The organism is Alcaligenes sp. MMA, from assembly GCF_020907215.1.
Taxonomy (GTDB): Bacteria; Pseudomonadota; Gammaproteobacteria; order Burkholderiales; family Burkholderiaceae_B; genus Alcaligenes; species Alcaligenes aquatilis.
Genome location: NZ_JAJJPP010000003.1, coordinates 630,164 through 654,807 on the forward strand (window position 1 = coordinate 630,164; position 24,644 = coordinate 654,807).

Genomic DNA, 24,644 nt, shown 5'->3' on the forward strand with positions numbered 1-24,644 from the left:
TTCCGTCACAAAGTTAGTTCGAGCAATGATTTGTGATTTTTGATCAATTCTAAGGACGGACTTCTTTGACAATAAATCAGAGCTAACCCTTAGCTGCCTAACTCATCATGGGTAACGCGGCAAAACGTAGGATCACGTCGCATATCAAGGTTTACAGCGTAGTGAATCAGGGTGCAGGCTTGACCATTACCGGGATTGGCAGCTCGTTAAGCCCCTTGAACTCCTGCAAGGAAAAGCTGGTTTGCGCTTGCCGGACACCCGGCAAACGGTGCAGTTTCCGTTGCAACAACTCCGAATAGCTGTCCAGGTCCTTGGCCACCACCATGAGCAAAAAGTCGGCCGGGCCTGCAATGCCATGACACATCACTACCTCCGGAATATCGCGTACCGCTTCTACAAACTGCACCGAACGCGCTTCGTTCTGAAAGTCCACACTGATGCTGACGAAGGCCACCACACCGTAGCCCAGGCCGCGACGATCCAGCCGGGCGTGGTAGCCTGAAATAAGCCCGGCTTCTTCCATGCGACGGATCCGGCGCCAGCAAGGCGACTGCGATATACCCACTTTTTGCGCCAGCTCGCTTGTGGTGAGCCTGGCGTTTCGTTGCAGCTCGGCCAGTAAACTGCAATCGACCTCATCCAAATCTATTTGCATAAAAAAACCTGTTTTTAAAGTTTTCTAGAAAAAATTATGCTTCTATAAAAAACAGCTTGGCGCAAGACCCTTAAATCCCTAAGATCAACGCATAAATTTAAGTGGGATTGAATAATGAAACCACAGACAACATTCAGCTTTACCCCTGTGCCCGCCTGCTCGGGTGACTGCACCGCGCCACTGATGGAAACCTTCGGGCACGATGCATGGCACACTCCCCTTGGCGCGCAACGCGACTTTGGTTTTCCAGCGACCCACGCGACCTGCTCTACAGGCCGTACAGGTCATGATTAATGTACCGGGAACAGAACAAATGAATGCTTCCAAGGCATCGGCTGACAAGGGAATCAGCGAGACAGAGCGCATTGTTTCGGAAGAAAAAGCGCAGTTGGATTTCAGCCAATCCATGAGCTATGGCGATTACCTGCACCTGGACGAGGTGCTGGGCGCTCAGCACCCGCTCTCGCCTGCCCACGACGAAATGCTGTTTATCATCCAGCACCAGACCAGTGAACTCTGGATGAAACTGATGCTGCACGAACTGAACGCGGCCACTGAATCGGTCGCTGCTGACCGATACGCCGACAGCTTCAAGATGCTGGCGCGTGTCTCGCGCATCATGGAACAACTGGTCAGCGCCTGGACGGTACTCTCGACCATGACCCCGCCGGAATACACTGCCATGCGGCCTTATCTGGCCAGCTCCAGCGGCTTTCAAAGCGCACAATATCGCTGTATTGAGTTTGCTTTGGGCAACAAGAATGCCGCCATGCTCAAGCCACATGCACACCGCCCTGAGCTACTCCGCCAGGTTGAGGCCGCTTACCGTGCCCCCTCGCTGTACGATGAGTCGCTGCGCCTGTTGGCCCGCCAGGGTTTTGACATTCCCGCAGACTATCTGGAGCGTGACTGGACGCAGCCCTACGTGGCCAGCCCCGAAGTCGAAGCTGCCTGGTTGCAGGTTTACCGTGACCCACATGCACACTGGGACCTGTACCAGTTGGGTGAGAAACTGACCGACATTGAGGACGCCTTCCGTCTTTGGCGTTTCCGCCATGTCACGACGGTTGAACGCGTCATCGGTTTCAAACGCGGCACGGGTGGCACAGGTGGCGTCAGCTACCTGCGCAAGATGCTGGACGTGGTGCTGTTCCCTGAAATCTGGACGGTTCGGACCGCGCTGTAATGCCAGCTTCACACGACTTACTCTCCGCGCAGGAGCGCGAGCGCGAATACTCGCCCAGCTCCTGTATAGGCGGAAACTACGCGCCTTACATCGAGGACTACGCCACGCTTAGCGCAGCGGCCTTGCAAAGCGGATCACGTCATACCGAGCTGGCCTATGGCAGTGCCGCCGCACATAAGCTCGACCTCTTTTTGCCTGCGCCACGCGACTCGGAATCCCTCCCACCACTGCTGCTGTTTATTCACGGCGGCTACTGGCAGGAGCTCTCCAAGGCGTCCTCTTTGTTCTCGGCCCCGGATTGCACCAACGCGGGCATCGCCTTTGCGGCCATCGATTACACCTTGGCACCGCAAGCCTCTGTCCATGACATGGTGCTGGAATGCCGCCAGGCACTACGCTGGCTGTATGAGCACGGTAAAGAACTGGGTTTTGATCCGCAACGTATTGTCGTTTCCGGCAGTTCTGCCGGTGCGCATCTGGCAGCCATGTGCTGCCTGCGCGGATGGAAAGACGACCCTGATTTGCCTGTCGGCGCACCTGCAGCAGCGGTGCTGGTATCGGGCATTTACGATCTACAGCCCCTGATTGGCACCAGCATCAATGAGGCACTGTCTCTGGACGTGGACAGTGCACGAGCGATTAGCCCTCAACTGCTTGATCTGAACGGATTTCCTCCCACCATCATTAGCTGGGGAGAAATCGAAACCTCGGCGTTCAAACGCCAGAGTCAGGCTTTTGCCGACGCGCTGAACGCACTGGGCGCCCAGTATCTGCCCCCCATCGAAATGCCCGCACGCAACCACTTCGATGTCATTGTTGACCAGGCTCGCCCCAACACCCGTTTGGGCGATGCAACGCAGGCGCTCTTTGCGTCTTTGCCGGTCATCTCTACTCGGAGCAAGTGATGAAACAAGTTGTCGACGTCGGGCTTCCTCCCCTCAAGCAAGCGTTCTCCTGGGCTGTCAAAGCCAAAGGGGAAATGCTGTTCATGGTGGCCGGGCCTGTGCGGCCGGACGGCAGCATCGATACGGGAAGCATCGAGCAACAGGCTCGCCTGACCTTTGCCAATATGCAACGGGCCACTCAAGCAGCGGGAGCTAGCCTGGAAAACGTCACCCAAGTGCTGATTTACATGACTGATATCGCCGATATGGACGTCATCGACAAGGTCTACAGGGAGTCTTTCTCCGCGCCCTTTCCCAACCGAGCCAGCGTGGGCGTGGCCGCTTTAGTGGAGCCGGGCATGAAGCTGGAGGTTGTGGCTTACGCCATGATTCCTTGAGGCTGACAAAGGCGGGGCGCCGCAGCAGCCCCCATCTGTTTACAGCGAGTCAAACGGATCCTGCGTGCTGGGCAAGCCCGTATCATCTCCCAGTACAAAGCGCGGGATGAACTGCAGCACATACTGTCGCATGGCCTCGACCAGACGCTGCGCATCGGGACGTAGTTCGCGTGATCGCAGCGACACCACGCCGACCATATAAGGCACGTGGATATCAATGGGGCGCAACACCACATTCGGCAGTGGCAGGCCGTGGGCAGTGAAGGGGTCGATCAAGGACACGCCTACCCCTTGGCTGGCCAGAACCAGCCCTTCCAAAGACGATGCAACCTCGATATGACGAATATCTTCCGGTGCTTCCGGACTGGCGCGCAACAGAGCGGTTGCCAGGGTATGACGCAGGCGATGGCGGTTCTGAATGGAAATCAGGGGCGTGCCTTGAATATCACTCAAACGCACCAGTTCGTGCTCGGACAGGGGATGATCCAATGCCATACCCAACAGACACGGACTTTGTCCTGACCAGTGCAAGGTGCAACCATCAATATCGAGCGGCAAACTGGTAACAGCCAGATCTGCCCGCCCTTCGTCGATGGCTTGCACCACCTCTTCCGGCTTTACCGTATCAATAATCAGCTTTTGCTTGAAGGCGGGATCGTGATGCTCCATGATGCCCAGCGCTTGGGGCAGCAACCCAATAGCCAGCGCATGAGTGGCCACGATACGCAGGGGCCGCAGGCCACCACGGGCGATTTCCAGAGCGCGACTTTGCAGCACCTCCAGATTCATCAGCACCGGCCTGGCTTCCAGATAAAACTCGCGCCCTTGATCGGTCAGGGTGACCTGCGGACGGGTACGAGTAAAAAGCCTGAAGCCCAGTTCCTGCTCCAGCTCCTGAATCTGGCGGCTGACCACAGGCTGAGAGCGGTCCAGCAAACGGCCGGCAGCGGTCACACTGCCTGCGGACATCACAGCTGCAAAAGCTTCTAATTGGCGAATTTCCATGTCGGTCTATGTGAATGCCGCATTTATCAACATGAAATATTCTAATGCGGAATAGTTAGCCGGACTAGCGTTTCACGCCGAAACACTGCTCCAACGTGGGGAAAGAACCATCACGCACCTCCGCCGCGTACTGCGCTGCCGCTTGCGAGATCAAGGCACCCACATCCGCGTAAGGTTTGGCAAATTTGGGAATCTTGCCGTTTGTCAGGCCCAGGATATCTTCAGTTACCAACACCTGGCCATCACACGCAGGCGATGCACCGATACCGATCGTAGGAATGGCGATGGTTTCGGTAATCCGGCGGCCCACACTTTCCGCCACCCCTTCCAACACCACACCCCAGGCACCGGCCTGGGCATGTGCGACGGCATCGTCCAACACGCGCTGGGCGGCAGCATCGGTCATGCCTTGAGCCTTGTAGCCACCCATGGTGTTGACGTACTGAGGCATCAAACCCACGTGGGCCAACACAGGCACGCCGCGCTCGACCAGAAAGCGGGTCGTTTCAGCCATGGCTTGACCGCCTTCCATCTTCACTGCCTGGGCACCACTGGCCGCGAGCATACGCGATGCGTTGGCAAATGCCTGCTGGGGTGATTCCTGATAGCTGCCAAAGGGCATATCCACGACAATACAAGCGTGCTTAGTAGCACGCACCACGGCCGCAGCATGGGCAGCCAACATATCCACCGTAATGCTCAGGGTGTCAGGCATGGCATACCCTACCATCGCGGTCGAATCGCCCACCAGGATCATATCCATGTGCTCGTCCAGCATTCGTGCGATAGGCGCGATATAGGCTGTTAACGACGCAATTTTTTGTTTGCCCTTATAGGCGGTCAGAGCGGGAACGCTAATGCGAACCTGCGTGGTATGTACGCTCATACTTACTCCAGCTGGAACCCCATAGGACAACGCTTATATGGGATTATGAATGATGCAGATTGCAACATCTTAATAAAAAATCCAGTCGACGCCTCTATAATCGCCGCAGGACAAAAAACAATAAGCCAATTTCCTGCCTACGTACAAGCTTCACGTGTCCATCCCGTGTGGATTCAGGTCCCTTTAAGGACTTTTGCCTTGACACCGCCTGTACTCTAGGACCTGTTAACACGATGTAAGGAGATTGCGTTAACAGGCCCTAGGCCCCGATCGTTCCCCATGCGCGGTGGTTTCATCAGCCAGACCCTGGCTGTTTTGCCGTGCACTCTACCGAGGAGAGACTTATGTCGACTACCCCCCCAACAATCACCTTCCACGACGATAACCGCGCGCCACAACTGGGCCTGGGTGTCTGGCAGGTGCCTGCCGAGCAAACGGCCGATGTGGTGTGCAGTGGCATCGAGGTAGGCTACCGCCTGATCGACACTGCTGCCATCTACGGCAACGAGGCCGAAGTCGGTCAAGGGATTCGTCAGTCCAAGGTGCCACGCGAGGAGCTGTTTGTGACCACCAAGCTGTGGAATGACATGCATGGCCACGACAACACCCGTGCAGGCTTTGAAGAAAGCATGGACAAACTGCAGCTCGAATATGTGGATCTGTACCTGATTCACTGGCCTGTGCCCAAGAACCGCCAGTACATCCAGACCTGGGAAACACTGATCAATCTGCGCAATGAAGGCCGCGTCAAATCCATTGGTGTGTGCAACTTCCTGCCCCAGCATTTGCAAACCTTGCTGGACAAGACCGGCGTGTTGCCTGTGCTTAATCAGATTGAGCTGCACCCCGGCTTTCAGCAGGCAGAGTCTCGCCACTACCATGAAGACCACGCTATCCAGACGCAAGCCTGGAGCCCACTGGGACTGGGTACGCTGTGGGACAATCCGGTACTGAACAAGATTGCCAAGGAACATGGCCGCTCTGTGGCGCAAGTCATGCTGCGCTGGCAGATTCAACTGGGCAATATGGTGATTACCAAGTCCACCTCCCCCGAACGCCAGCGTGACAATATGGACATTTTCAGCTTCGAGCTCAGCGAGCAGGACATGGCAGACATTGCCGGTCTGGACCAGGCCGAAGGTCGTCTTGGCCCGGATCCAGAATTGTTCCGCTTGCCCAAAAGCACCGTCTAAGGCTAAGCCTTGGGGCGCACCCGTCTTGCAGGCCCGGACAGGAAGGCGGCAAGAAGAGGCGCCAGAGCAAACAGCCACAGCAGAGCCTGCGCTGACTGGCGCGCGCCCTGCACCCCACCGGGGTCTGCAAAGCCCGAGGCCGTGGTGATGATCCCGGCCAATGCAGCCCCCAGGGCCATCGTAAACAGCTGCAAGGTCGTAATGGCAGCCGAGGCAATATTCTCCTGGCCCTTGGGCGCGGAATGAAAGACCCGTGTCAGCAGGTGCGGCCAGGCCAGACCAATCCCTATTCCAACGCCCAGTAAGGACAGGTACAAGGCCCAGGAATAATCCCTGCCTTCGCTCAAACCCTCCCACGGGATAAACACGCCCAGGGCAGCCAGCGACAAGCCCGAGAGCACAGGCCCGGCAATAATCAATCTGTCCCCGGTTTTCAGCCCACGGCTGGAACTGGCAATCGAACCCAAGGTCCAGCCACCGGACATCAAGGCAGTCAGGTAGCCGGCTTTCAGCGGGCTCATGTGATGGATGATCTGCAGGAAGTAGGGAATGAAGATTTCCGTTGCCACCGCCACACTGACCAAGCCAATACCAGCGTACAAACTACCCAAGGCGGTGTTGATGGAATAGGTGCCCTGCGGAAACAGGCGGCTGGTGGACTTGCTGTCGGCACGCGCCATCAGATACACCAGCATCGCGCCACCCACGACACCGGCCAGATTAATCATCCACGACGTGGACAGGCTACCTGCCGACATGACCAGTACCGAGGCGGTCAGCAACAAGACCTTGCCCAAGGTCGAACCGGATTGACGCGTTTCAGGGGCACGCGCATCACGCAACTGGGTCCAGACCAGAATCGCCAGCAAAGCGGCACACGGCAGGACACTCCAGAAGGCCAGACGCCATTGGCCCATCTGGGCAAACACCCCGCCAATCGCCGGTCCCGACAAGGTCGCCACGCCCCACATGCTGGACACCAGGGCCATCACGCGCGGCCAAAGCCGCTCTTCAAACACCAACCGGATCGAGGAGTAGCTCAGACCCAATAGCAAGCCCCCCCCCAACCCTTGAATCGTGCGGGCAACAAGCAGGAAAGGCATGGAAGGCGCCGCCGCGCACAAGGTCGTGCCAATCGCAAAGAACAGCAGCGACACCAGAAAGCTGTGTCGCAGGCCCCATTTTTCCAGGACTTGGGGTGACAGGGCCGAGCCCAGAATCGATGCCACCACAAAGAGCGTGGTATTCCACGCGTAGTACTCCAACCCGCCTATATCTTCCACCACGGAAGGCAAAATCGTGGTCGCCACGTACACATTGATCGCGTGAACAGCCACGCCTCCGGCCAAGGCCAGCGAGCGCAAGCCATTACGGCCAGACAACAACTCAGACCAAGATGCTTCTTGGGTATTCGCCATTTTTCTTTATCCACACAAAAGGCCGGCAAAAAAGCCGGCCCCTAAACACACAAATGCGCCAGAGGCATGACACCACTGGCGCACCTGCTGGCGTGTCAAATCACGCCGTGGCCTGCTGCCGAGCTTACGCTTTCAACAAGCCCCGCAACACGTACTGCATGATACCGCCATGACGGTAATAATGCGCTTCGCTAGGCGTATCAATTCGGACCAGGGCCTCGAACTCAATATTGCCAGCACGCACTTTGACCTTCTCGGGGATCTTGTCCTGATTCAAGGCGGTAATGCCTTCGATGTCGAAGACTTCATCGCCCGTCAGACCCAGGGTTTGCGCGTTTTGCCCAGCCGGGAACTGCAAAGGCATCACGCCCATGCCCAGCAAATTGCTGCGGTGAATACGCTCGTAAGACTCGGCAATGACTGCCCGTACACCGAGCAGCACCGTGCCTTTGGCCGCCCAGTCACGCGAAGAACCCGAACCGTATTCCTTGCCCGCCAAAATGACCAGCGGGACATCGGCACTCAAGTAATTGCGCGAGGCATCGTAAATCGTTGCCACGGGCGCGCCGTCTTGTGTGAAGTCGCGTGTGTAGCCCCCTTCCGTACCCGGAGCCAGTTGGTTACGCAAGCGCACGTTGGCAAAGGTGCCGCGAATCATGACTTCATGGTTACCGCGACGCGAGCCGTACGAGTTGAAGTCCTGCGGCTGTACGCCGTGATCCATCAAATAGGTGGCCGCTGGCGACATGCGTGCAATCGACCCAGCCGGACTGATGTGGTCGGTCGTCACCGAGTCACCCAGCTTGGCCAGCACGCGTGCGCCACGAATATCCGAGACAGGGCTGGGGTCACGCCTCAGGTCAATGAAATATGGGGGTTTGCGCACGTAGGTAGAGGAATCCTGCCATTCGAAACGATCCCCTTCGGGTGTAGGCAGAGAGCGCCAACGCTCATCACCGGCAAACACATCGGCATAGCCATCGCGGTACATATCCGAGGCAATCGCCTTGCTGATCACGTCCTGCACTTCAGCAGCAGAGGGCCAGATGTCTTTCAGATACACATCCTTGCCATCGCTACCCTGCCCCAAAGGCTCCTTGTACAGGTCGATATCCATCGTGCCCGCCAAAGCGTAGGCCACCACCAGCGGTGGCGACATCAAGTAGTTCATTTTCACTTCGGGGTGAATACGGCCCTCGAAGTTACGGTTACCCGACAAGGTGGACACCACAGCCAGATCGTTTTGATTAATCGCCTGGCTGACTTCTGGAATCAGTGGGCCGGAGTTACCGATACACGTGGTGCAGCCGTAACCCACCAGGTCAAAACCCAGCTTGTCCAGATAGGAGGTCAGGCCGGCACGGTCGTAATAGTCGGTAACCACGCGCGAGCCTGGGGCCAGACTGGTTTTCACCCAAGGCTTGCGGCTCAAGCCTTTTTCCACCGCTTTCTTGGCCAGCAGACCCGCGGCCATCATCACACTTGGGTTGGAGGTATTGGTACACGAGGTAATGGCGGCAATCACCACCGAGCCGTGATCCAGCTCGCACTGGCTACCGTCGGCCAACGTGAACGTCACCGCCGCTTTACGAGGTGCGGGTGGCTTGTGCGAAGGCACGTCCGACGCAGGGAAACTCTCTTCCACGGCCTCGTCATAGGTCGCTACATCGTCGCCCAGCAGATCACGTACCGAGGTACGGAATGCGGATTGGGACGAGGACAGGGCAATGCGGTCTTGCGGGCGCTTGGGGCCGGCAATCGAGGGGACGACCGTGGACAAATCCAGCTCCAGGCGCTCGGAGTAGCGAGGCTCGTGCTGCGGGTCATGCCACAGACCCTGGGCCTGGGCATACTCGCGCACCAGGTCGATCTGCTCTTTGGAGCGACCCGTCAGCTCCATGTAGCGCAGGGTTTCCTCGTCAATCGGGAACATGGAAATGGTGGAGCCGTATTCGGGGCTCATATTGCCGATCGTGGCACGGTTGGCCAAAGGCACAGCGCTGACGCCAGGGCCATAGAACTCCACAAACTTGCCCACGACACCGTGCTTGCGCAGCATATCGGTAATCGTCAGCACCAAGTCTGTCGCCGTAGTGCCTTCAGGCATTTGACCTGTCAGCTTGAAACCCACAACACGGGGAATCAGCATGGAAATGGGCTGGCCCAGCATAGCGGCTTCGGCCTCGATACCGCCTACGCCCCAGGCCACCACGCCCAGACCGTTCACCATAGGCGTGTGCGAGTCCGTACCCACACAGGTATCGGGATAGGCCAGTTGACGGCCTTGTTCGTCGCGCGTAAAGACCACGCGGGCCAAGTGCTCCAGGTTCACCTGGTGAACAATACCCGTGCCCGGTGGCACGACCTTGAAGTTATCGAATGCACTTTGGCCCCAGCGCAGAAACTGGTAACGCTCCATGTTGCGCTCGTACTCGATCTGTACGTTGCGCTCAAAGGAACTGGGTTTGCCAAAATCGTCCACGATCACCGAGTGGTCAATAACCAGCTCTACCGGTGCCAGGGGGTTAATTTTTTGCGGGTCGCCACCCAGCGCCTGCATGGCTTCACGCATGGCGGCCAAGTCCACAACGGCTGGCACACCGGTAAAGTCCTGCAGCACAACACGTGCGGGGGTAAAGGCGATTTCACGATCGGGCTCGGCAGCAGGATCCCAGGCGGCCAGGGCGCGAATATCATCCGCGGTCACATCGGCGCCATCCTCGGTGCGCAGCAAGTTTTCCAGCAGGATCTTCAAACCATACGGCAGGCTGGCAACATCCAGGCCATCTCCACGAACCGCATCCAACCGATAGTAGTCGTAGGACTGCCCGCCGACATCCAACTGGTGCAAAGCCTTAAAACTATCTACGCTTTTCATATCGGGATCTCCATGGAAAGGTGCCGGCCGATACCATTCAATTTACCCAGCCAGCGATACTCATGTGGTAATTGTCTATTGGTCTAGACCATTTCACATCTTACACGTTGCTGTTGCCCCCTGCCGGGCGGACTGTCCTTGCCGTGGTCTCCAGCCGCATTTAAACGACCCTAAAAAAATTCTTTACGTATAATGAATTGGGGCAGTTCTTGCCTTCTCCAGCTCCTTCCAGCCCTTTTTCATCCTAGCACTCGCCCATCCTCATGTTTTTTGTCGATCTGCGCCGGCTGATTTTGCTGCTGGCTACTGCCAGCAGCCTGCTGACCATGGGTTACACCTTATATGGAGCCTACTGGGCAGAACGTACCCTGTTAATGGACCAGGCCCTGGAAAAGAACCGGGCCTATGCGCTGAAACTGGCAAGCAGCACAGATGCCTTTATTGCCAATTTGCAGCAGCAACTTCGTTACAGCGCCAATCTGCTCTCGGGCCCCGCCCCAAAAACTGAGCAGCAGCTCAATGCGGAGGTCAACCGCCTGCACGAGCAAAACAATAGCTTCAACTCGGTGCTGATTCTGGATGCCAAAGGCCAGGTCCTGGCCAATGCCCCGTACAACCTCGGCCTGCTGGGAACCGTATTGCAGGGCGAGGGCACCCGACATGCTCTGAACAGCAAAATCCCCCTGGTCAGTTCCCCGTACATGTCGGCCACTGACCGGCTGCTGATCTTTCTGTCGTACCCCATTCTTGACGTTGATGGTAACTATCAGGGCCTGGTAGGTGGCTCCATCTATCTGCATGAACCCAATAGCCTGAATGCGCTGCTAGGCGAGCACTTTCATCGCGACGGCTCCTACATCTATGTCGTCGACAAAAACAAACGTCTGATTTATCACCAGGATACAAGTCGCATCGGCGAGATTATCAGCGACAACCCTGCCATTGATGCCGTCAACCAAGGCAGGATTGACGCCTTGGCCTTGGAGAACTCTCAAGGCACAGACATGCTGACCGGCTTTGCCCCCAGCAAGGATGTGCAATGGGGCCTGGTCGTACAAAGCCCCACCGACACCGTTTTGAAAGAACTTAGCGGCCTGCTGGGTAAAGTGTTGCGCAACTCCATCCCATTTTTTGTCGCTGTCCAGATCCTTATCTGGATGCTGGCCATGCTTATTGCCAAGCCTTTGCGCCAGTTGGCCCGCCAGGCTCCCCACTTGGACACAGACTTGGCCGGCTCCCGCATCAGCCAGGTTCATGCCTGGTACTTTGAGTCCCGCCAGATCAAACTAGCCATGCTGCTGGGCCTGAAACGCGTCAATCGCAAGATGGGCGTCATGGATATCGAGCGCAATACTGACCCACTCACCAGCCTGACCAATCGTCGTGGCATGAATGCCATGCTCCAGCAGTGGAGAGACACAGACACCCCCTTTTCCGTTCTGGCGGTCGATATCGACCACTTTAAACGTGTCAACGATACCTACGGCCACGACGTGGGCGACCTAGTGCTGTGCTTTTTGGCCAACACCATGCGAGCCTGCACCCGTGACACGGACCTGGTTTGCCGCGTCGGGGGAGAAGAATTCAGCATCTTCCTGCCTGAGCAGGATATCGACCAAGCCGTACAGCTAGCCGAGCGTCTGCGCATATTGATCAGTAAAACCAACAGCCCCACAGGCTCGCCCATTACCATCTCCATCGGAGTGGCAAATTGGCCCATCCATGCTCGTGAACACAGCACTGTCTTGAAATTGGCCGACGAGGCGCTCTACACAGCCAAACGCAATGGCCGCAACCGTGTTGAAATCAGCTCTCAGAACGATCAGGTGAGAGAAATGCCCCCTCCCCTCTGAACAAGAGGAGGGCTGGGCCAACTTAAAGACGACGCAGCACCTTGATCTGCACATCTACCTGCAGGTCAAGGCGCGTCAACTGACGCACTCGCTCCAGACCCGGCATACTGGCACGAAACATATGAGGGGTCATCAACAACAAATCTGCAATTTGTTCCTGCGTATGTAGCGATACCTCAAAACGGATACGCTCGCTGTGCTCCAAGCAAAAGCCGGCTGCCACGGTTTGCTCTTGGCTCTTGTCGACCTTCAGACTGCTGTAAATGATACGGCGCAGCTCCAACAAATGGTCTGCACCTGTCTCCACCTGCACCCAAATGCCGCCGGGTTTCAGCGCCCGTAAAAACTCATCGGGAACGGCAAAACCAAACAGGCACAGCACGGCATCCAAGGCACCGTCAGGCACGGGCAAATGTGCGTTGCTCCCTACCAGCCAACGTATGTCTGGTGAGCTGCGTGCTGCTGCCATGACAGCCCATTTGGAAATATCCAGACCGATCAGGGCCAGTTGCCCCTGTTGATCCTGCTGACGCAAATAACGCGGATAATAGCCTTCCCCACAGCCTGCATCCAGACAAGCGTAGGGCGCCTCCCCTTCCAATCCATCCATCAAAGCACGCCACACACCTGCGGCAATAGGTTCGTATACCCCCGACTCCAGATAACGGCGACGCGCCGCCACCATCTCCTTGCTATCTCCTGGATCACGTGAGCGCTTGTTTTGTACAGGAAGCAGATTGATATAGCCCTGGCTGGCCGTATCGAAACAATGGCCCGAAGGGCAGCGCCAGCTGGGAGCCTCGAACAAGAGCGGCAAGCCGTCCAAGGGACAGCACAGTTGCTCAAATAGGGGTGGGGAAAAGTCAGACATGAATGAATCGCTCTACGGCCACCGTGGCCAAGGCGATAGTGTAGCGCCCCGGCTTGCCTGTACCGGGGGTCACGACAAAGTTACGACTCGGACGCAAAGGCCAGCGCATCGCGCAACAAGGCCTCGATCAAGGGCTGAATGTTGTGGGCAGCCGCTTCGTTGTAATCAAAGGGCCACTGCTCTTGCATATAGCAGCACTGTGCCATCTCCAACTGCACAGCATGAATGTTCTGCTGAGGACGTCCGTAATGGCGGGTAATGTAGCCACCTTTGAAACGACCATTCAGCACACTACTGTAGTCTTTGTTGGCCAAGGCCGTTTTCATCAGGCGATCGCTCAAGGCAGGATCACAGCTCTGACCATTGGCCGTCCCGAAATTCAGATCCGGCAGACGGCCTTCAAAAAAGCGCGGAACCACCGAACGAATCGAGTGCGCATCCCACAGGACTACACGACCGTGCAAGGTCAGAAGACGCATCAGCTCTTCTTCCAGCTTCTGATGATACGGCAGCCAGATGCTCTCGCGGCGCTGGGCAATCTCACGTTCGTCCGGCTCTTGTCCAGGCTGGTAGATAGGCTCATCGTCAAAGGTATCCAAAGGACAGAGACCGGTCACACTTTGCCCTGGGTACAGGCTGGCATTGTCCGGCGGGCGGTTCTGATCGACAACAAAACGCGAGTACGTCGCCACCAGCACAGACGCGCCCAATTGCTGAGCGCACTCGTATAGACGGGGAATATGCCAATCCGTATCCGGCACCTGACGCGCTGACTCCGTAAAACGCGCCAACAAGGCCGATGGCACATAGGTGCCCGAATGGGGCATGGAAATCAACAAGGGGGCAGTGCCCGGATAAAACTCAAAGGCCGCAGGAACGGTCATGGCAGACTCCAGTCTGTTTCAGCACACAATCAAGAAGAAATAGGATACAGATCACCCCGGCGGTGCAGCCAGGCCGGGAGCGACTCTCGCATGCGCTGCACGCGCGCGGGATCCAGATCGGCACAGATATAGCCAGGGTGATCGGGCATGCAGGCCAATACCGTACCCCAAGGGTCAATAATCATGCTGCGGCCCAGACAAGGCATAGCGGGGCCAGGGCCACCGATCTGCGCGGCGGCCAGTACGTAGCACTGATTCTCAATGGCACGGGCACGCAACAGGACCTCCCAGTGATCACGGCCAGTATGCACATTAAAGGCTGCCGGCACCACCAGCACATTCGCGCCACGGGCACGCAAGGTACGGAACAGCTCGGCAAAGCGCATGTCGTAGCAAATGCTCAGGCCCAGATTCAGCTCCCCAACCTGCACATTTTGCAAATGCTGACCATGGCAGAAATCGTCGGACTCACGATATTCCAGACCATTTACCACGGCGTCGTACAAGTGCACCTTGCGGTATTGCGCCACGATTTCACCGTCTGGCGAAAACGTCACGCTGGTATTGCCCAGGCGATGATCATCAGGACGGCGCTCGTGCATGGAACCCAGATGAATCCAGGCACCGGTGCGGCGCGCCAGGTTGGCCATGTGATCGGTCACCAGACCCGGAATGGGTGTGGCGTTTTGCTGCAACCATTGCGTATCACCACGCACATCGCTGTACTCGGGAGTCACAATCAACTGTGCCCCGTCTTTGGCGGCGGCCAGCACCCAATGTTCTAGCTGATCCAAATTGGTTTGGCGGTCGCGGCCGCTATCCAATTGCACCAGGGCAACACGTGTCGTAGACATACTTTTATCCTTTCGGACCGGCTCAGTACTGCAAGGCGCGGGCCGTTTCCAAGGCCAGGCGGGACAAGACACCCGCCCCCTGGCCACCGTATAAAGAGGTGCTGGTGCGGCCATCGGTAAAGCCATCGGCCATCACGGCCAGCACCACACTGCGTTCGCCCATCGTCAAGATACCGGCATCGTGACGCAAACCGGGCAAGGAGCCGGTCTTGTGAGCCAGTTGAGCGATAGAAGGCAGCATTGCCGCAAAGTGACCGCGTTCGCGCTGGTCCGCCAGCATATCCAGCCCCTGCTGACGCAGGTTTTCCGGCAAAGCAGGCGAATGCAACAGGTACAGCAAGGCCGAGCAAGCATCCTGGGCCGTGGTCCAGTTGTCCTTGCCGGCCTCGCGCGCCTTCATGTCCATCATGTGACGCTGCAAGTCCGTATGCTGCAAACCAGCCTGGGCGCTCCAGGCATTGATGTTATCCATGCCCAGCAAATCGATCAGGGCATTGGTGGCGACGTTATCGCTCAGGATAATCATCAGCAAGGCCAGCTCGCGCAGGCTCAGGCTGGGTACGCCGGGCAACTGACTCAAAATGCCGGTGCCGGGTGTGCGGTCGCCCTCGGGCAGAGGGTAAACCGACTCCAGCGACAGCTTGCCCTGGGCCACCTGCTCCAGCAAACACAAGAGCATGGGCGTCTTGATCAGGCTGGCCGACGGCATGACGCGCTGCGCATGCCAGTCAAACAGGGAAGTGCCATCGGTAGCGTAGACCGCCATCGAAATACGGGCGGACTCCTGGGTCAGCAAAGGCTCCAGTCGCTCTTGCAAGCGCTCACGAACCAGCGGCGCATCCAACAACTCGCTTCCCACGGTAAACATACACTCTCTCCTTCAGTACTCAGACCAGAATCATGAACAGGCCAGCGAACATCAACAGATTGATGATCATGACCGCCCAGCCGTTATACAGCATGTACTTAAGTTGAGTGGAGCGTGCCAGGCCCATCTGGCCGAACATATCTGAAGAAGGGAAAGGACCAAACCAATCAATCTGCGAACTGCCCAAAATGACGGCAGCGGTTGCAGCAGGACCCACCCCAGCAGCAGCCAGAACCGGGCCAAAAATCTTGGCGGTAAAGGTCATCTGCGCCACAGCAGCACCCGGGATATGGCCCACCACGTTAAAGGCCACGATCAGCATGCACAGCACCGCGCCACTGATACCGATCAGGTACGGCTGCACCGAATCGAGCAAGGCGTGATAGGCGTTCAGTTGGTCCACCAGTACCAGCACCGGGTTGAACAGCCAGAACAGGAAGAAGATCCAGATCAGCTTACCCGCACCGGCATACATGGCCTGCAGGATTTCGCGTGGGTTCATGCCACCGGCCAGACCTGTCGCTGCCCCCAGGGACACCATCACAATAATGGCGTAAGCAAAGCCAGCTTTAGAGGCGATACCCACAGCAGCCAGACCCACAATGGTGATGCAAAACGCCCAGGCAGCACGCACCGCCTTGGGTGAAGCCTTGGCATTCACGTCAAACGCAGCCGCACCTTGAGCGGCCTCTTCGTACTGAAACTGGTCTTTGGTGATCTTCTGAATGCGACCGGACATGAACCAGCCCGTCAGCAAGGTGGCAGCCGCCATAGGCAGACCGGCCACCAGCAGGTAGTCGGTGTAGCTCAAACCCGTCAGACCCGTTACCGTCACCACGTTAGGGGTGAATGGACCCAGCACCAGACCGGCGGAACCGGCGCTTTGGAACAGGGCCGCCACAGCGGGGGGAGACAGACGCACGGCAGCAGCAATCGGGATCACCACCGCCGCAATAATGGCGTTACCGCCCGCCAAGGTACCCAGAGCGCCACAGATCAGGGTGGACGCCACCATGATGCCCAGACGCACACGCACCGGATTGGACAAGCCAATACGCTTGACAATCGCTCGTACCAATTGCTCGGCAGCACCGGTACGGGCGGCCACTTCACCCACCCCGGCGCCCAGCACAATAATCAAACCCACCACCGCAATGAACGAGCCCAGGGACTCGGCCAGCAGTTTACCCATGGCAATCGGCGTAGTACTGGTCATGATGGCGCCCAATACAATCGCACCAATCGTGGCCAGAACAATATCCACACCCAACAGGGCGATAAGCGCAAACACCACCACCGGCGTCAAGCCCCATAGGGAGCTTTCACCCGGCATGTAAAAGTGGGTGTACAAGGCAATCGCCATGCCAATTAAAAACACCACCATGGCTGCATTGCGCTTGCCCGTTGGCATTTGTTGCTGAATGACACTCATGTCGTCTCCTTAACGATCCTTCCTGACCAGTGTTCAATAACCGGCCTGCATGTGATGCAATCGCACCGCTCTGGTTGACTACCCCAGATCCTGGCGACTGCTTTCTTGTCCAATGCGCCGCTTATAGCGGGATAATCGGCGCATCCAGGCTTTGCGCCTGAGCGGCAAAGGCGCGGTTAAGCACCTGTCCGGGCCGCTGCTCCGGGGCGGCAGGATGAACCTGCACGCCATTCACAAACACGGTCTGCACACCTTGAGACGGTAAGGTGGGCTGCTCCCAGGTGGCGCAATCTTGCACCGTTTCGGGATTAAACACCACCAGATCCGCCCAGGCGCCGACTTGCAACACGCCGCGGTTTTCCAGCCCGAAAACCGAGGCAGGCATGGCCGTCATTTTGGCGACCGCCTGCTCCAGGGACATCAGGCCATCTTCGCGTACGTACCGCCCTAAAATGCGCGTGAAACTGCCCCACAAACGAGGGTGGGGATGCGCATCCGCAGGCAATCCGTCCGAGCCCACCATGCAACATGGGTGGCTGAAAATGCGCTGGACTTCTTTGTCGTCCATCGCAAAGTAAATCGCGCCAGCAGGCAGTAAACGCCGTGCGGCCGTTTCCCCGTCACAGCCCCACTGCTCGGCAATCTCGGCCAGATACAGGCCATTGCACTCGGGGTGAGGCTCGGACCAGGTAATACGAATCTGGTTTATGGTGTGGGCACGCTCAGGGATCAGGATCGTGGAGCTGCCCGAATAGGGATAAATATCCAGGGTGGCCTGCACGCCATCGGCGCGGGCCCGATCAATATTGGCCAAGGTATGGCTGCTGCGGCCCCAATTGGCCGGCATCATGCACTTGTGGTGCGACACCAAGGTGGCACACTGCGTCTGACGGCCTACCGCCAGCACTTCTTCGACGGACTCCTGCACCGTGTCGCCCTCATTGCGAATATGGCTGGTGTGCAGGGAACCTTTGGAAGCGGCAACACGGGCCAAGCCTTCCAGTTCGGCCGGTTCGGCCATGCAGCCGGGCTCGTAAGCCAGGCCGGTACTAAAGCCCACGGCGCCTTCTTCCAAGGCCTGGGCCAACAAGGCTTCCATGGCCTTTTGCTCGTCGGCGTCAGGCTGGGACAAGGGGTCCTGCATCACGGCCATGCGCAAATTCGCGTGCCCGACCAACGCTGCCACGTTGATCATGGGCTTGAGATGGCGCACCGCTTGCACGTACTGCACCATGTCGTCAAACAAGGGCGAATCGCCTAGCAAGGCCAAAGCCGCTGCCGAGTTGCCCGGCAAAGGAGCGGGGAAGGCGCTGACACCACAATTGCCGACCACAACCGTCGTAATGCCCTGGCTGGTTTTCCAGTCCAGAACGGGCCGTTCGATGAACATCAAATCATCATGGCCGTGAGTATCGATAAAACCAGGAGCCACCACATGGCCGCTGGCGTCCACCGATTGCTCGGCGTGCCAGGCACTCAAGTCGCCAACCGCGACAATACGCCCCTCTCGAATACCCACATCACCACGCCAACGCGGGGTGGCCAAGCCATCAATAATCCAGCCATTGCTGATCTTGACGTCCAAGCTGCGGTCGTCTGTCTGCATTTACGTCTCCACTTACCCTCCCACAAAAAGGGGAGTTGACCGCATTATCCAAAGGTATTATTAATATGAAAAATTGTTTAAGTTAATTGATTAATCAGAAAATGAAATGGACAGACTTCCCAAGCACATCACGCTCAAGCACCTGAATGCCTTTGTTGCCGTCGCTCAGGAGGCCAGTTTCACCCATGCCGCGCGTCGTCTTTTTCAAACGCAATCCTCGGTCACGGGCCTGATTCAGCAACTGGAAGTTGCCCTGAATACCACCTTGTTCAACCGCACCAGCCGCCGCGTATCCCTGACGCCTATTGGTCTGGAGTTCCTGCCGCGCATCACCCGCCTGCTGGCGGATTTTGATGGCGCCATCAGCGATGTCATGCGGTATGGGGAATTGAAAAGTGGGCGGGTCAGCGTGGCTGCCGCCCCATCGGCCATTACGGATCTGATAGCACCGGCTGCCGCGAATTTCTCGCAACAGCACCCCGCCGTGCGGCTGTACTTACGGGATGACAACTCAGGCCGCATTCAGCGTCAGATCGTGGCCGGGGAAATCGACTTTGGTCTGACCAGCCCCTGGGCAGATGTCCAAGGACTGGACAGTCAGCCCTTGCTGGAAGACCAGTTTGGCGTGCTCTATCGCAGCGACGACAAGCTAATCAAACCAGACGCCAATAACACGGTCAGTTGGTCTGCCCTGAATGAGCGCAAGCTGGTGGGCGTCGTAGACGAGACAGGCATCATGGCGGTGCTACAATCACGGCCCGATCTGCCTATAGAAGCGTCAGCCCCGTTTTACGAGGCCTCCAGTACCACCTCTCAAGCGGCACTGGTGCAAAGTGGTCTGGCCATTGCCCTGCTGCCAGCCTTGGCCGCACAACGAGTCTTGATGCCCGGCCTGAGCTTTTCCTTGCTGCAGGCACCTACACTGGTCCGTACTCTCTGTTTGATGTTCCACCTGGAACATGATCTGACCCCCGCTGCTGCTGCCCTGGTAGAGGAAGTACGAGCCTACGTGAAAAAAGCTCCTTTACCGCCTGGGTGCCGTGCTCTGTGAGAGACGCACCGCGAAGCCGGACATAGAATCGCCCCACGCCTGGCCTGATCAGAATGCCGTCATACCAGGACTCCGTTCGGTGCCCTTTTTGGTAAGGCCTGTCGGCGCGGCGTGCTCTTTTCGTCCTATCTGGCCGTCGACCTCTGAAATCATGGCCTCTCCCCTGCCCGCCTCCTCTCCTTTAACTCTCCACCTATATACCAGCACATTAAAAACGGGCCTGAGCAAAACGCTCAGACCCGTTTTTTCTTGCTGCCAGTATCCATCACTACTAAATAGAAACCACCAGCGATTCAGTCTTTATCTACACGGCATTAAACCGTCAAACCACCCGACACTTCCAGCGTGGTGCCATTGATGAAACTGGCTTCATCCGAGGCCAAAAATGCATACACATTGGCGATTTCCTCGGGTTTGCCCATGCGACGCAGCCAACAATGGTCACGAAAGCCTTGCAGCACTTTTTCCGGGATGGTTTTCAGAATGTCTGTCTCGATAAAACCGGGACAGACGGCATTGACGCGTATCCCTTTGGGGCCCAATTCCCTGGCCCAGGTTTTGGTAAAGCCAATCACCCCGAACTTGCTGGCTGCGTAATTGGTTTGGCCATAATTGCCGTACAAACCCACCACGCTGGAAGCGTTCAGAATGCAACCGCTTTCCTGCTCCAGCATCACTGCCGCTACCGCCTGGGTGAAGTTGAAAACCGCTTTCAGGTTGACATCAATGACATCGTCAAACTGCTGCTCGGTCATGCGTACCAACTTGGCATCTTTGGTGATCCCGGCATTGTTCACCAACACATCAATGCGGCCAAACTTTTGCTTCACATCCGCCACCATGGCATCAATCTGCGCACGGTCTGTCACGTCCACGGTATAGCCCACAGCAGTAACGCCATTGCCACTTAAAGACTGCGCTGCTTGACTGACGGCATCCGCATTACGATCGCACAACACCACAACCGCTCCTTCCTGGGCAAACTTTCTGGCTGTTGCCAAACCAATACCTGCTGCCGACCCAGTCACAACCGCCACTTTATCTTTCAATCGCATTCCAGCTACCTTTTAAAAATCGCTCCACGCTGTCATGCAAACACAGGTTTTTACAGCACCCAAACAGACCATTGCCTGCAAACTCGTTCACACCAGCACACTGTTTTGTACTCCGATCACTTCCAGATCGCCAGTCAAAGTGAGCAAATTTTGTCCCAAAGGCAATGGCCCCAAAATGAACCACACTGCACGCCGACGCTTACTGGCCGGACGTAAACTTGGTGTGGCTGTTGATCAAATTGCGGTAGTCGGGGATATGGTTGGAGAACAAGGCGCCCAGACCTTCCACGTCGTTACGCCAGTCGCGGTGCAGTTCGCACGCCACGCCGAACCAGGTCATCAACTGAGCACCGGCGGCAGACATGCGATCCCAGGCGGAATGGCGCGTCAGCTCGTTAAAGGTGCCCGACGCATCGGTGACCACAAACACATCAAAGCCTTCCTCCAGAGCCGATAAGGCCGGGAACGCCACGCACACCTCGGTGACCACACCGGCAATAATCAGTTGCTTCTTGCCAGTAGCCTTGATCGCTTTCACGAAATCTGCGTTATCCCAAGCATTGATCTGCCCAGGCCGGGCAATATACGGCGCATCAGGAAAGGCTTCTTTCAGCTCGGGGACCAAAGGACCGTTCGGGCCTTCTTCAAAGCTGGTGGTCAAGATGGTGGGCAAGTTGAAGTACTTGGCCAGATCAGCCAGCGCCAGCACATTGTTCTTGAACTTGTCGGGATCAATATCACGCACCAGAGACAGCAGCCCGGTTTGGTGGTCTACCAGTAGGACAGCGGCTTGATCTTTATCCAGTCGTTTGTAAGGCGTCGTCATCTCAGTTTTCCTTAACGGTGATTGAAAGGGGTGGATGCAAAAACTGCACCCGGTACTGCCACAGCGCTTGGGGTAATCGCGCTGCAAATCAAATCGGTGAAACCGGCCAGCATGGGCGGTGAAGGCGGACCAGGCCGCCCTCACCCACTTGCCTTACGAGGCCGCCGTAGTGGGTGCCATCGCACCGAAGCGACCGCTATTGAAGTCATCCATCGCCTGCAAGATTTCCTGCTTGCTATTCATGACAAAAGGACCATGCCCCACAATGGGCTCATCAATAGGCTGACCACTGATCATCAAGACGACGGCGTCGTTGTTGGCTTCGATGCTGAACTGGCTACCTGCCCGATCCAGCACCACCAGTTGCCCTTCACGTGCCACGCTTTGGCCATTGACCAGCACCGTGCCATGCAGAACCACCAAGGCAGCCGTCCAGCCTTCTGGACTTTCCAGCTCGGCAACTCCACCCTGATTCAGACGCAGATCCCATACATTCATGGGAGTGAAGGTCTTGGCAGGGCCTGCGGCACCGTCCTTTTCTCCAGCAATCACCCGCACTATGCCGGCGGCATCAGGCAATGCGAGCACAGGAATCTGCTGGTCGGTAATGGCCTGATAGCCAGCGGGAGCGCCCTTATCTTTGGCAGGCAGGTTGACCCACAGCTGCACCATTTCCAAGGTGCCACCCGAGCGGGCAAAGGCGTCGGAGTGGTACTCCTCGTGCAAAATGCCCGAGCCAGCCGTCATCCACTGCACATCGCCGGGGCCAATGGTGCCGCCCTGGCCGGTGGAGTCGTGGTGCGACACCTCGCCCTTGTAGACGATGGTGACGGTTTCAAAACCACGGTGTGGGTGCTGGCCAACGCCGCGTTTGTGATTGCTAGGGGCAAACTCGGCAGGGCCGGCATAGTCCAGCAGCAGGAAAGGGCTCAACTGTTTTGCGTGTGTGTGGTACGAAAACAGGGAGCGAACGGGGAAGCCGTCGCCCACCCAGTGAGGACGGGGAGCGCTATAGATACCAAGAATTTTCTTCATGTCCATCTCCTTGTTTCAACATAAGAGACAGCATAAACTCGGGACAACGAAGCCAGTAGCCCCCTAAATCGGCCATCTATGTTCCATTTATGGAACGATAAAACTGCCATGCAAGATTTAAACGACTTGTACTTCTACGTTCAGATTGTGGATCACGGGGGCTTTGCCCCGGCCGGTCGCGCACTAGGTTTGCCCAAATCCACCCTTAGCCGCAGGCTGGCGGCTTTGGAAGAGCGCTTGGGGGTACGGCTGATTCAGCGCTCCACCCGCCGCTTTACCGTGACCGAGATCGGCCAGACCTATTACGAACACTGCAAGGCCATGCTGGTGGAGGCTGAGGCGGCACAGGCAGCCATCGAACTGACACGTGCCGAACCACGTGGTGTGGTGCGCATCAGTTGCCCGATCACCTTGCTGAACGCTCATGTCAGTAATATGTTGGCCGACTTCATGGTCAGCTACCCGCATGTCACCGTCCAATTGGATGCGACCAACCGGCGTGTCGACCTGATCGGGGAAGCGCTGGATATTGCCATTCGCGTCCGCCCCCCTCCATTACAAGACAGCGATCTGGTCATGCGTGCGCTGTCCGACCGTAGCCAATGTTTGGTCGCCAGTCCGGAGCTGATCGCCCGACACGGCTTGCCCGGTTCGCCGGCCGATCTAGCGGACTATCCCAGCCTGGCCTTGGGTCTGCCGCAGCAAAACCATACCTGGACCTTGTTCGGCCCCGACGGGGCACAGGCTGTGCTGCATCACAGCCCTCGCCTGATCACCACCGACATGACAGCCCTGCGCTGTGCCGCCTTGAAAGGCGTCGGTGTAGTTCAACTGCCAACCCTGGTAGTTTGTGATCAATTGGCCGACGGCTCGTTGGTGAAACTGATTTCGGAATGGGCTCCCCGACGCGAGATCATTCATGCGGTGTTCTCATCCCGTCGCGGGCAAATGCCTGCCGTGCGGGCGCTGCTGGATTACCTAGTCGAGCGCTATCAGCAGATGGATGAGGACTGACTGGACTGCACGAACCAGTTGGGAACAAGAGGGGTAAGCATTCCTGAATGCCCCCACCATGGCACCGCCCAGTTCTGCCGCACACACAAAAACGCCCTGCTTATGCAGGGCGTTTTGTATGCCAGGCAATCAAGCCTGAGGATCAGACGCCGCCATTGAAGTCGCGGACTTGCTTTTCAGCTTCTTCACGCGCAATGCCATAGCGTTCCTGAATTTTCCCAACCAGATATTCGGTATTGCCTTCAGCAACATCAATATCGTCATTGGTCAACTTGCCCCATTTTTCCTGAATCTTACCGGACAACTGTTTCCATTTACCTTTAATCGTATCTTCATTCATAGTCGTTCTCCTATTTCAAAAGGAATTCACAATAAGGATTGATGGCGAAATAATTATTCCGGCTTGACTTTCAATCCCGACGAATCGACTTTCACAACGCCTTTTACACTCTCCGTTGCAGCAACGGCTTTCTTGTGCTCAATTTCGCTGGGCACGGTACCGGTCAATGTTGCAACACCATTATTGGTCTCAACAGAGATATCCGTGCTTTTCAAATCCTTGGTGCTGGCCAGGTCAGCCTTGATTTTGGTGGTGATCCAGGTATCGCTGACGGCTTCGCCCGCCGTTGCGGAATGGTCCTGATTAACGGCAGGCTCATTAGCCATTGCGCCGCCTTGCAGGCCAAGACTCAGGGCCGAGGCCATTAAAAAACTGGATAGGATGGCGGATTTTTTCATAGATTTTCTCCAATATCAGAAAGAGTATTTTTAGAATTAAAAATTCCCTTAACC

At 57.0% G+C, this 24,644-nt stretch carries 23 protein-coding genes; 7 read left to right on the forward strand and 16 right to left on the reverse strand.

What is annotated here, in order from left to right; all coding sequences use genetic code 11:
* Positions 1 to 166: 166 nt before the first annotated feature.
* Positions 167 to 655 (reverse strand): Lrp/AsnC family transcriptional regulator, encoded by a 489-nt coding sequence (locus LNA76_RS15425; protein ID WP_094198024.1) that lies wholly within the window; start codon positions 653 to 655, stop codon positions 167 to 169.
* 313 nt (positions 656 to 968) lie between these two features.
* Here LNA76_RS15425 and kynA point away from each other — a divergent pair, with 313 nt between their 5' ends.
* From kynA to LNA76_RS15440, 3 genes are read left to right on the forward strand one after another with little or no spacing between them, the layout of a single operon-like run.
* Positions 969 to 1,841 (forward strand): tryptophan 2,3-dioxygenase, encoded by an 873-nt coding sequence (gene kynA, locus LNA76_RS15430; RefSeq protein ID WP_094198458.1) that lies wholly within the window; start codon positions 969 to 971, stop codon positions 1,839 to 1,841.
* Positions 1,841 to 2,746 (forward strand): alpha/beta hydrolase, encoded by a 906-nt coding sequence (locus tag LNA76_RS15435; RefSeq protein WP_094198025.1) that lies wholly within the window; start codon positions 1,841 to 1,843, stop codon positions 2,744 to 2,746. The genes kynA and LNA76_RS15435 overlap by 1 nt, the downstream gene beginning before the upstream one ends.
* Positions 2,746 to 3,123, forward strand: a complete 378-nt coding sequence (locus LNA76_RS15440) for a RidA family protein (protein WP_094198026.1) — start codon at positions 2,746 to 2,748, stop codon at positions 3,121 to 3,123. The genes LNA76_RS15435 and LNA76_RS15440 overlap by 1 nt, the downstream gene beginning before the upstream one ends.
* A gap of 39 nt (positions 3,124 to 3,162) precedes the next feature.
* On the opposite strand, the gene LNA76_RS15445 is transcribed toward LNA76_RS15440, so the two are convergent.
* Both LNA76_RS15445 and panB read right to left on the reverse strand, forming a co-directional pair.
* Positions 3,163 to 4,128, reverse strand: a complete 966-nt coding sequence (locus LNA76_RS15445; protein WP_094198027.1) for a LysR family transcriptional regulator — start codon at positions 4,126 to 4,128, stop codon at positions 3,163 to 3,165.
* 64 nt (positions 4,129 to 4,192) lie between these two features.
* Positions 4,193 to 5,014, reverse strand: coding sequence for a 3-methyl-2-oxobutanoate hydroxymethyltransferase (panB, locus tag LNA76_RS15450; protein WP_094198028.1), 822 nt, complete (start codon positions 5,012 to 5,014; stop codon positions 4,193 to 4,195).
* Positions 5,015 to 5,358: 344 nt separating this feature from the next.
* On the opposite strand from panB, the gene LNA76_RS15455 reads away from it, so the two are divergent.
* Entirely contained in the window at positions 5,359 to 6,207 is an 849-nt protein-coding gene (locus LNA76_RS15455) for an aldo/keto reductase (RefSeq protein ID WP_094198029.1), read from the forward strand.
* Positions 6,208 to 6,209: 2 nt separating this feature from the next.
* Here LNA76_RS15455 and LNA76_RS15460 read toward each other — a convergent pair whose 3' ends face one another.
* Both LNA76_RS15460 and acnA read right to left on the reverse strand, forming a co-directional pair.
* Complete coding sequence (locus LNA76_RS15460) at positions 6,210 to 7,625, reverse strand: MFS transporter (protein ID WP_108728382.1); 1,416 nt, start codon at positions 7,623 to 7,625, stop codon at positions 6,210 to 6,212.
* Between the two features lie 124 nt (positions 7,626 to 7,749).
* Complete coding sequence (gene acnA, locus LNA76_RS15465) at positions 7,750 to 10,503, reverse strand: aconitate hydratase AcnA (RefSeq protein ID WP_230019398.1); 2,754 nt, start codon at positions 10,501 to 10,503, stop codon at positions 7,750 to 7,752.
* A gap of 263 nt (positions 10,504 to 10,766) precedes the next feature.
* Here acnA and LNA76_RS15470 point away from each other — a divergent pair, with 263 nt between their 5' ends.
* The gene (locus LNA76_RS15470; protein ID WP_230019399.1) at positions 10,767 to 12,356 is read left to right on the forward strand and encodes a sensor domain-containing diguanylate cyclase; all 1,590 of its coding nucleotides are present in this window, start codon (positions 10,767 to 10,769) and stop codon (positions 12,354 to 12,356) included.
* Between the two features lie 22 nt (positions 12,357 to 12,378).
* On the opposite strand, the gene LNA76_RS15475 is transcribed toward LNA76_RS15470, so the two are convergent.
* From LNA76_RS15475 to LNA76_RS15500, 6 genes are all read right to left on the reverse strand, one after another.
* The gene (locus LNA76_RS15475; protein ID WP_230019400.1) at positions 12,379 to 13,227 is read right to left on the reverse strand and encodes a putative RNA methyltransferase; all 849 of its coding nucleotides are present in this window, start codon (positions 13,225 to 13,227) and stop codon (positions 12,379 to 12,381) included.
* An 80-nt stretch (positions 13,228 to 13,307) separates the two neighbouring features.
* Complete coding sequence (gene hutG, locus LNA76_RS15480) at positions 13,308 to 14,111, reverse strand: N-formylglutamate deformylase (protein ID WP_108728380.1); 804 nt, start codon at positions 14,109 to 14,111, stop codon at positions 13,308 to 13,310.
* A gap of 29 nt (positions 14,112 to 14,140) precedes the next feature.
* On the reverse strand, positions 14,141 to 14,965 hold the full coding sequence (locus LNA76_RS15485) for a carbon-nitrogen hydrolase family protein (protein ID WP_125277164.1): 825 nt from the start codon (positions 14,963 to 14,965) through the stop codon (positions 14,141 to 14,143).
* Positions 14,966 to 14,987: 22 nt separating this feature from the next.
* The gene (locus LNA76_RS15490; RefSeq protein ID WP_094198036.1) at positions 14,988 to 15,833 is read right to left on the reverse strand and encodes a serine hydrolase; all 846 of its coding nucleotides are present in this window, start codon (positions 15,831 to 15,833) and stop codon (positions 14,988 to 14,990) included.
* A gap of 19 nt (positions 15,834 to 15,852) precedes the next feature.
* The gene (locus LNA76_RS15495) at positions 15,853 to 17,265 is read right to left on the reverse strand and encodes a gluconate:proton symporter (RefSeq protein ID WP_094198037.1); all 1,413 of its coding nucleotides are present in this window, start codon (positions 17,263 to 17,265) and stop codon (positions 15,853 to 15,855) included.
* 121 nt (positions 17,266 to 17,386) lie between these two features.
* Positions 17,387 to 18,871: an N-acyl-D-amino-acid deacylase family protein gene (locus LNA76_RS15500; protein WP_230019401.1), complete on the reverse strand. Its 1,485-nt coding sequence runs from the start codon at positions 18,869 to 18,871 to the stop codon at positions 17,387 to 17,389.
* Between the two features lie 106 nt (positions 18,872 to 18,977).
* Between LNA76_RS15500 and LNA76_RS15505 the strand changes: the two genes are divergently transcribed.
* Entirely contained in the window at positions 18,978 to 19,922 is a 945-nt protein-coding gene (locus LNA76_RS15505) for a LysR family transcriptional regulator (RefSeq protein WP_094198039.1), read from the forward strand.
* A 314-nt stretch (positions 19,923 to 20,236) separates the two neighbouring features.
* Here LNA76_RS15505 and fabG read toward each other — a convergent pair whose 3' ends face one another.
* The 3 genes from fabG to LNA76_RS15520 all read right to left on the reverse strand — a co-directional run bounded on the left by fabG (position 20,237) and on the right by LNA76_RS15520 (position 22,838).
* Positions 20,237 to 20,977: a 3-oxoacyl-ACP reductase FabG gene (gene fabG / locus LNA76_RS15510; protein WP_094198040.1), complete on the reverse strand. Its 741-nt coding sequence runs from the start codon at positions 20,975 to 20,977 to the stop codon at positions 20,237 to 20,239.
* A 199-nt stretch (positions 20,978 to 21,176) separates the two neighbouring features.
* Positions 21,177 to 21,803: an isochorismate family cysteine hydrolase YcaC gene (ycaC, locus tag LNA76_RS15515; RefSeq protein WP_121739868.1), complete on the reverse strand. Its 627-nt coding sequence runs from the start codon at positions 21,801 to 21,803 to the stop codon at positions 21,177 to 21,179.
* 153 nt (positions 21,804 to 21,956) lie between these two features.
* The gene (locus LNA76_RS15520; protein ID WP_230019402.1) at positions 21,957 to 22,838 is read right to left on the reverse strand and encodes a pirin family protein; all 882 of its coding nucleotides are present in this window, start codon (positions 22,836 to 22,838) and stop codon (positions 21,957 to 21,959) included.
* Positions 22,839 to 22,946: 108 nt separating this feature from the next.
* On the opposite strand from LNA76_RS15520, the gene LNA76_RS15525 reads away from it, so the two are divergent.
* Entirely contained in the window at positions 22,947 to 23,852 is a 906-nt protein-coding gene (locus LNA76_RS15525) for a LysR family transcriptional regulator (protein WP_094198043.1), read from the forward strand.
* 142 nt (positions 23,853 to 23,994) lie between these two features.
* On the opposite strand, the gene LNA76_RS15530 is transcribed toward LNA76_RS15525, so the two are convergent.
* Together LNA76_RS15530 and LNA76_RS15535 are read right to left on the reverse strand one after the other, a co-directional pair.
* A complete protein-coding gene (locus LNA76_RS15530) occupies positions 23,995 to 24,192 on the reverse strand; it encodes a CsbD family protein (RefSeq protein WP_230019403.1) in 198 nt (65 codons plus the stop codon).
* A gap of 53 nt (positions 24,193 to 24,245) precedes the next feature.
* Positions 24,246 to 24,590, reverse strand: a complete 345-nt coding sequence (locus LNA76_RS15535) for a BON domain-containing protein (RefSeq protein WP_094198045.1) — start codon at positions 24,588 to 24,590, stop codon at positions 24,246 to 24,248.
* Positions 24,591 to 24,644: the final 54 nt, after the last annotated feature.

What these genes read in the sequence shown, in the direction of transcription:
- kynA (WP_094198458.1), top strand. Translation starts at nt 969, where the DNA reads ATGAATGCTTCCAAGGCATCGGCTGACAAGGGAATCAGCGAGACAGAG.
- fabG (WP_094198040.1), bottom strand. Translation starts at nt 20,977, where the DNA reads ATGCGATTGAAAGATAAAGTGGCGGTTGTGACTGGGTCGGCAGCAGGT.
- LNA76_RS15485 (WP_125277164.1), bottom strand. Translation starts at nt 14,965, where the DNA reads ATGTCTACGACACGTGTTGCCCTGGTGCAATTGGATAGCGGCCGCGAC.
- LNA76_RS15495 (WP_094198037.1), bottom strand. Translation starts at nt 17,265, where the DNA reads ATGAGTGTCATTCAGCAACAAATGCCAACGGGCAAGCGCAATGCAGCC.
- LNA76_RS15440 (WP_094198026.1), top strand. Translation starts at nt 2,746, where the DNA reads ATGAAACAAGTTGTCGACGTCGGGCTTCCTCCCCTCAAGCAAGCGTTC.
- LNA76_RS15525 (WP_094198043.1), top strand. Translation starts at nt 22,947, where the DNA reads ATGCAAGATTTAAACGACTTGTACTTCTACGTTCAGATTGTGGATCAC.
- LNA76_RS15425 (WP_094198024.1), bottom strand. Translation starts at nt 655, where the DNA reads ATGCAAATAGATTTGGATGAGGTCGATTGCAGTTTACTGGCCGAGCTG.
- LNA76_RS15445 (WP_094198027.1), bottom strand. Translation starts at nt 4,128, where the DNA reads ATGGAAATTCGCCAATTAGAAGCTTTTGCAGCTGTGATGTCCGCAGGC.
- ycaC (WP_121739868.1), bottom strand. Translation starts at nt 21,803, where the DNA reads ATGACGACGCCTTACAAACGACTGGATAAAGATCAAGCCGCTGTCCTA.
- LNA76_RS15455 (WP_094198029.1), top strand. Translation starts at nt 5,359, where the DNA reads ATGTCGACTACCCCCCCAACAATCACCTTCCACGACGATAACCGCGCG.
- LNA76_RS15470 (WP_230019399.1), top strand. Translation starts at nt 10,767, where the DNA reads ATGTTTTTTGTCGATCTGCGCCGGCTGATTTTGCTGCTGGCTACTGCC.
- LNA76_RS15475 (WP_230019400.1), bottom strand. Translation starts at nt 13,227, where the DNA reads ATGTCTGACTTTTCCCCACCCCTATTTGAGCAACTGTGCTGTCCCTTG.
- LNA76_RS15535 (WP_094198045.1), bottom strand. Translation starts at nt 24,590, where the DNA reads ATGAAAAAATCCGCCATCCTATCCAGTTTTTTAATGGCCTCGGCCCTG.
- hutG (WP_108728380.1), bottom strand. Translation starts at nt 14,111, where the DNA reads ATGACCGTTCCTGCGGCCTTTGAGTTTTATCCGGGCACTGCCCCCTTG.
- acnA (WP_230019398.1), bottom strand. Translation starts at nt 10,503, where the DNA reads ATGAAAAGCGTAGATAGTTTTAAGGCTTTGCACCAGTTGGATGTCGGC.
- LNA76_RS15520 (WP_230019402.1), bottom strand. Translation starts at nt 22,838, where the DNA reads ATGAAGAAAATTCTTGGTATCTATAGCGCTCCCCGTCCTCACTGGGTG.
- LNA76_RS15460 (WP_108728382.1), bottom strand. Translation starts at nt 7,625, where the DNA reads ATGGCGAATACCCAAGAAGCATCTTGGTCTGAGTTGTTGTCTGGCCGT.
- LNA76_RS15490 (WP_094198036.1), bottom strand. Translation starts at nt 15,833, where the DNA reads ATGTTTACCGTGGGAAGCGAGTTGTTGGATGCGCCGCTGGTTCGTGAG.
- LNA76_RS15435 (WP_094198025.1), top strand. Translation starts at nt 1,841, where the DNA reads ATGCCAGCTTCACACGACTTACTCTCCGCGCAGGAGCGCGAGCGCGAA.
- LNA76_RS15500 (WP_230019401.1), bottom strand. Translation starts at nt 18,871, where the DNA reads ATGCAGACAGACGACCGCAGCTTGGACGTCAAGATCAGCAATGGCTGG.
- LNA76_RS15530 (WP_230019403.1), bottom strand. Translation starts at nt 24,192, where the DNA reads ATGAATGAAGATACGATTAAAGGTAAATGGAAACAGTTGTCCGGTAAG.
- panB (WP_094198028.1), bottom strand. Translation starts at nt 5,014, where the DNA reads ATGAGCGTACATACCACGCAGGTTCGCATTAGCGTTCCCGCTCTGACC.
- LNA76_RS15505 (WP_094198039.1), top strand. Translation starts at nt 18,978, where the DNA reads ATGGACAGACTTCCCAAGCACATCACGCTCAAGCACCTGAATGCCTTT.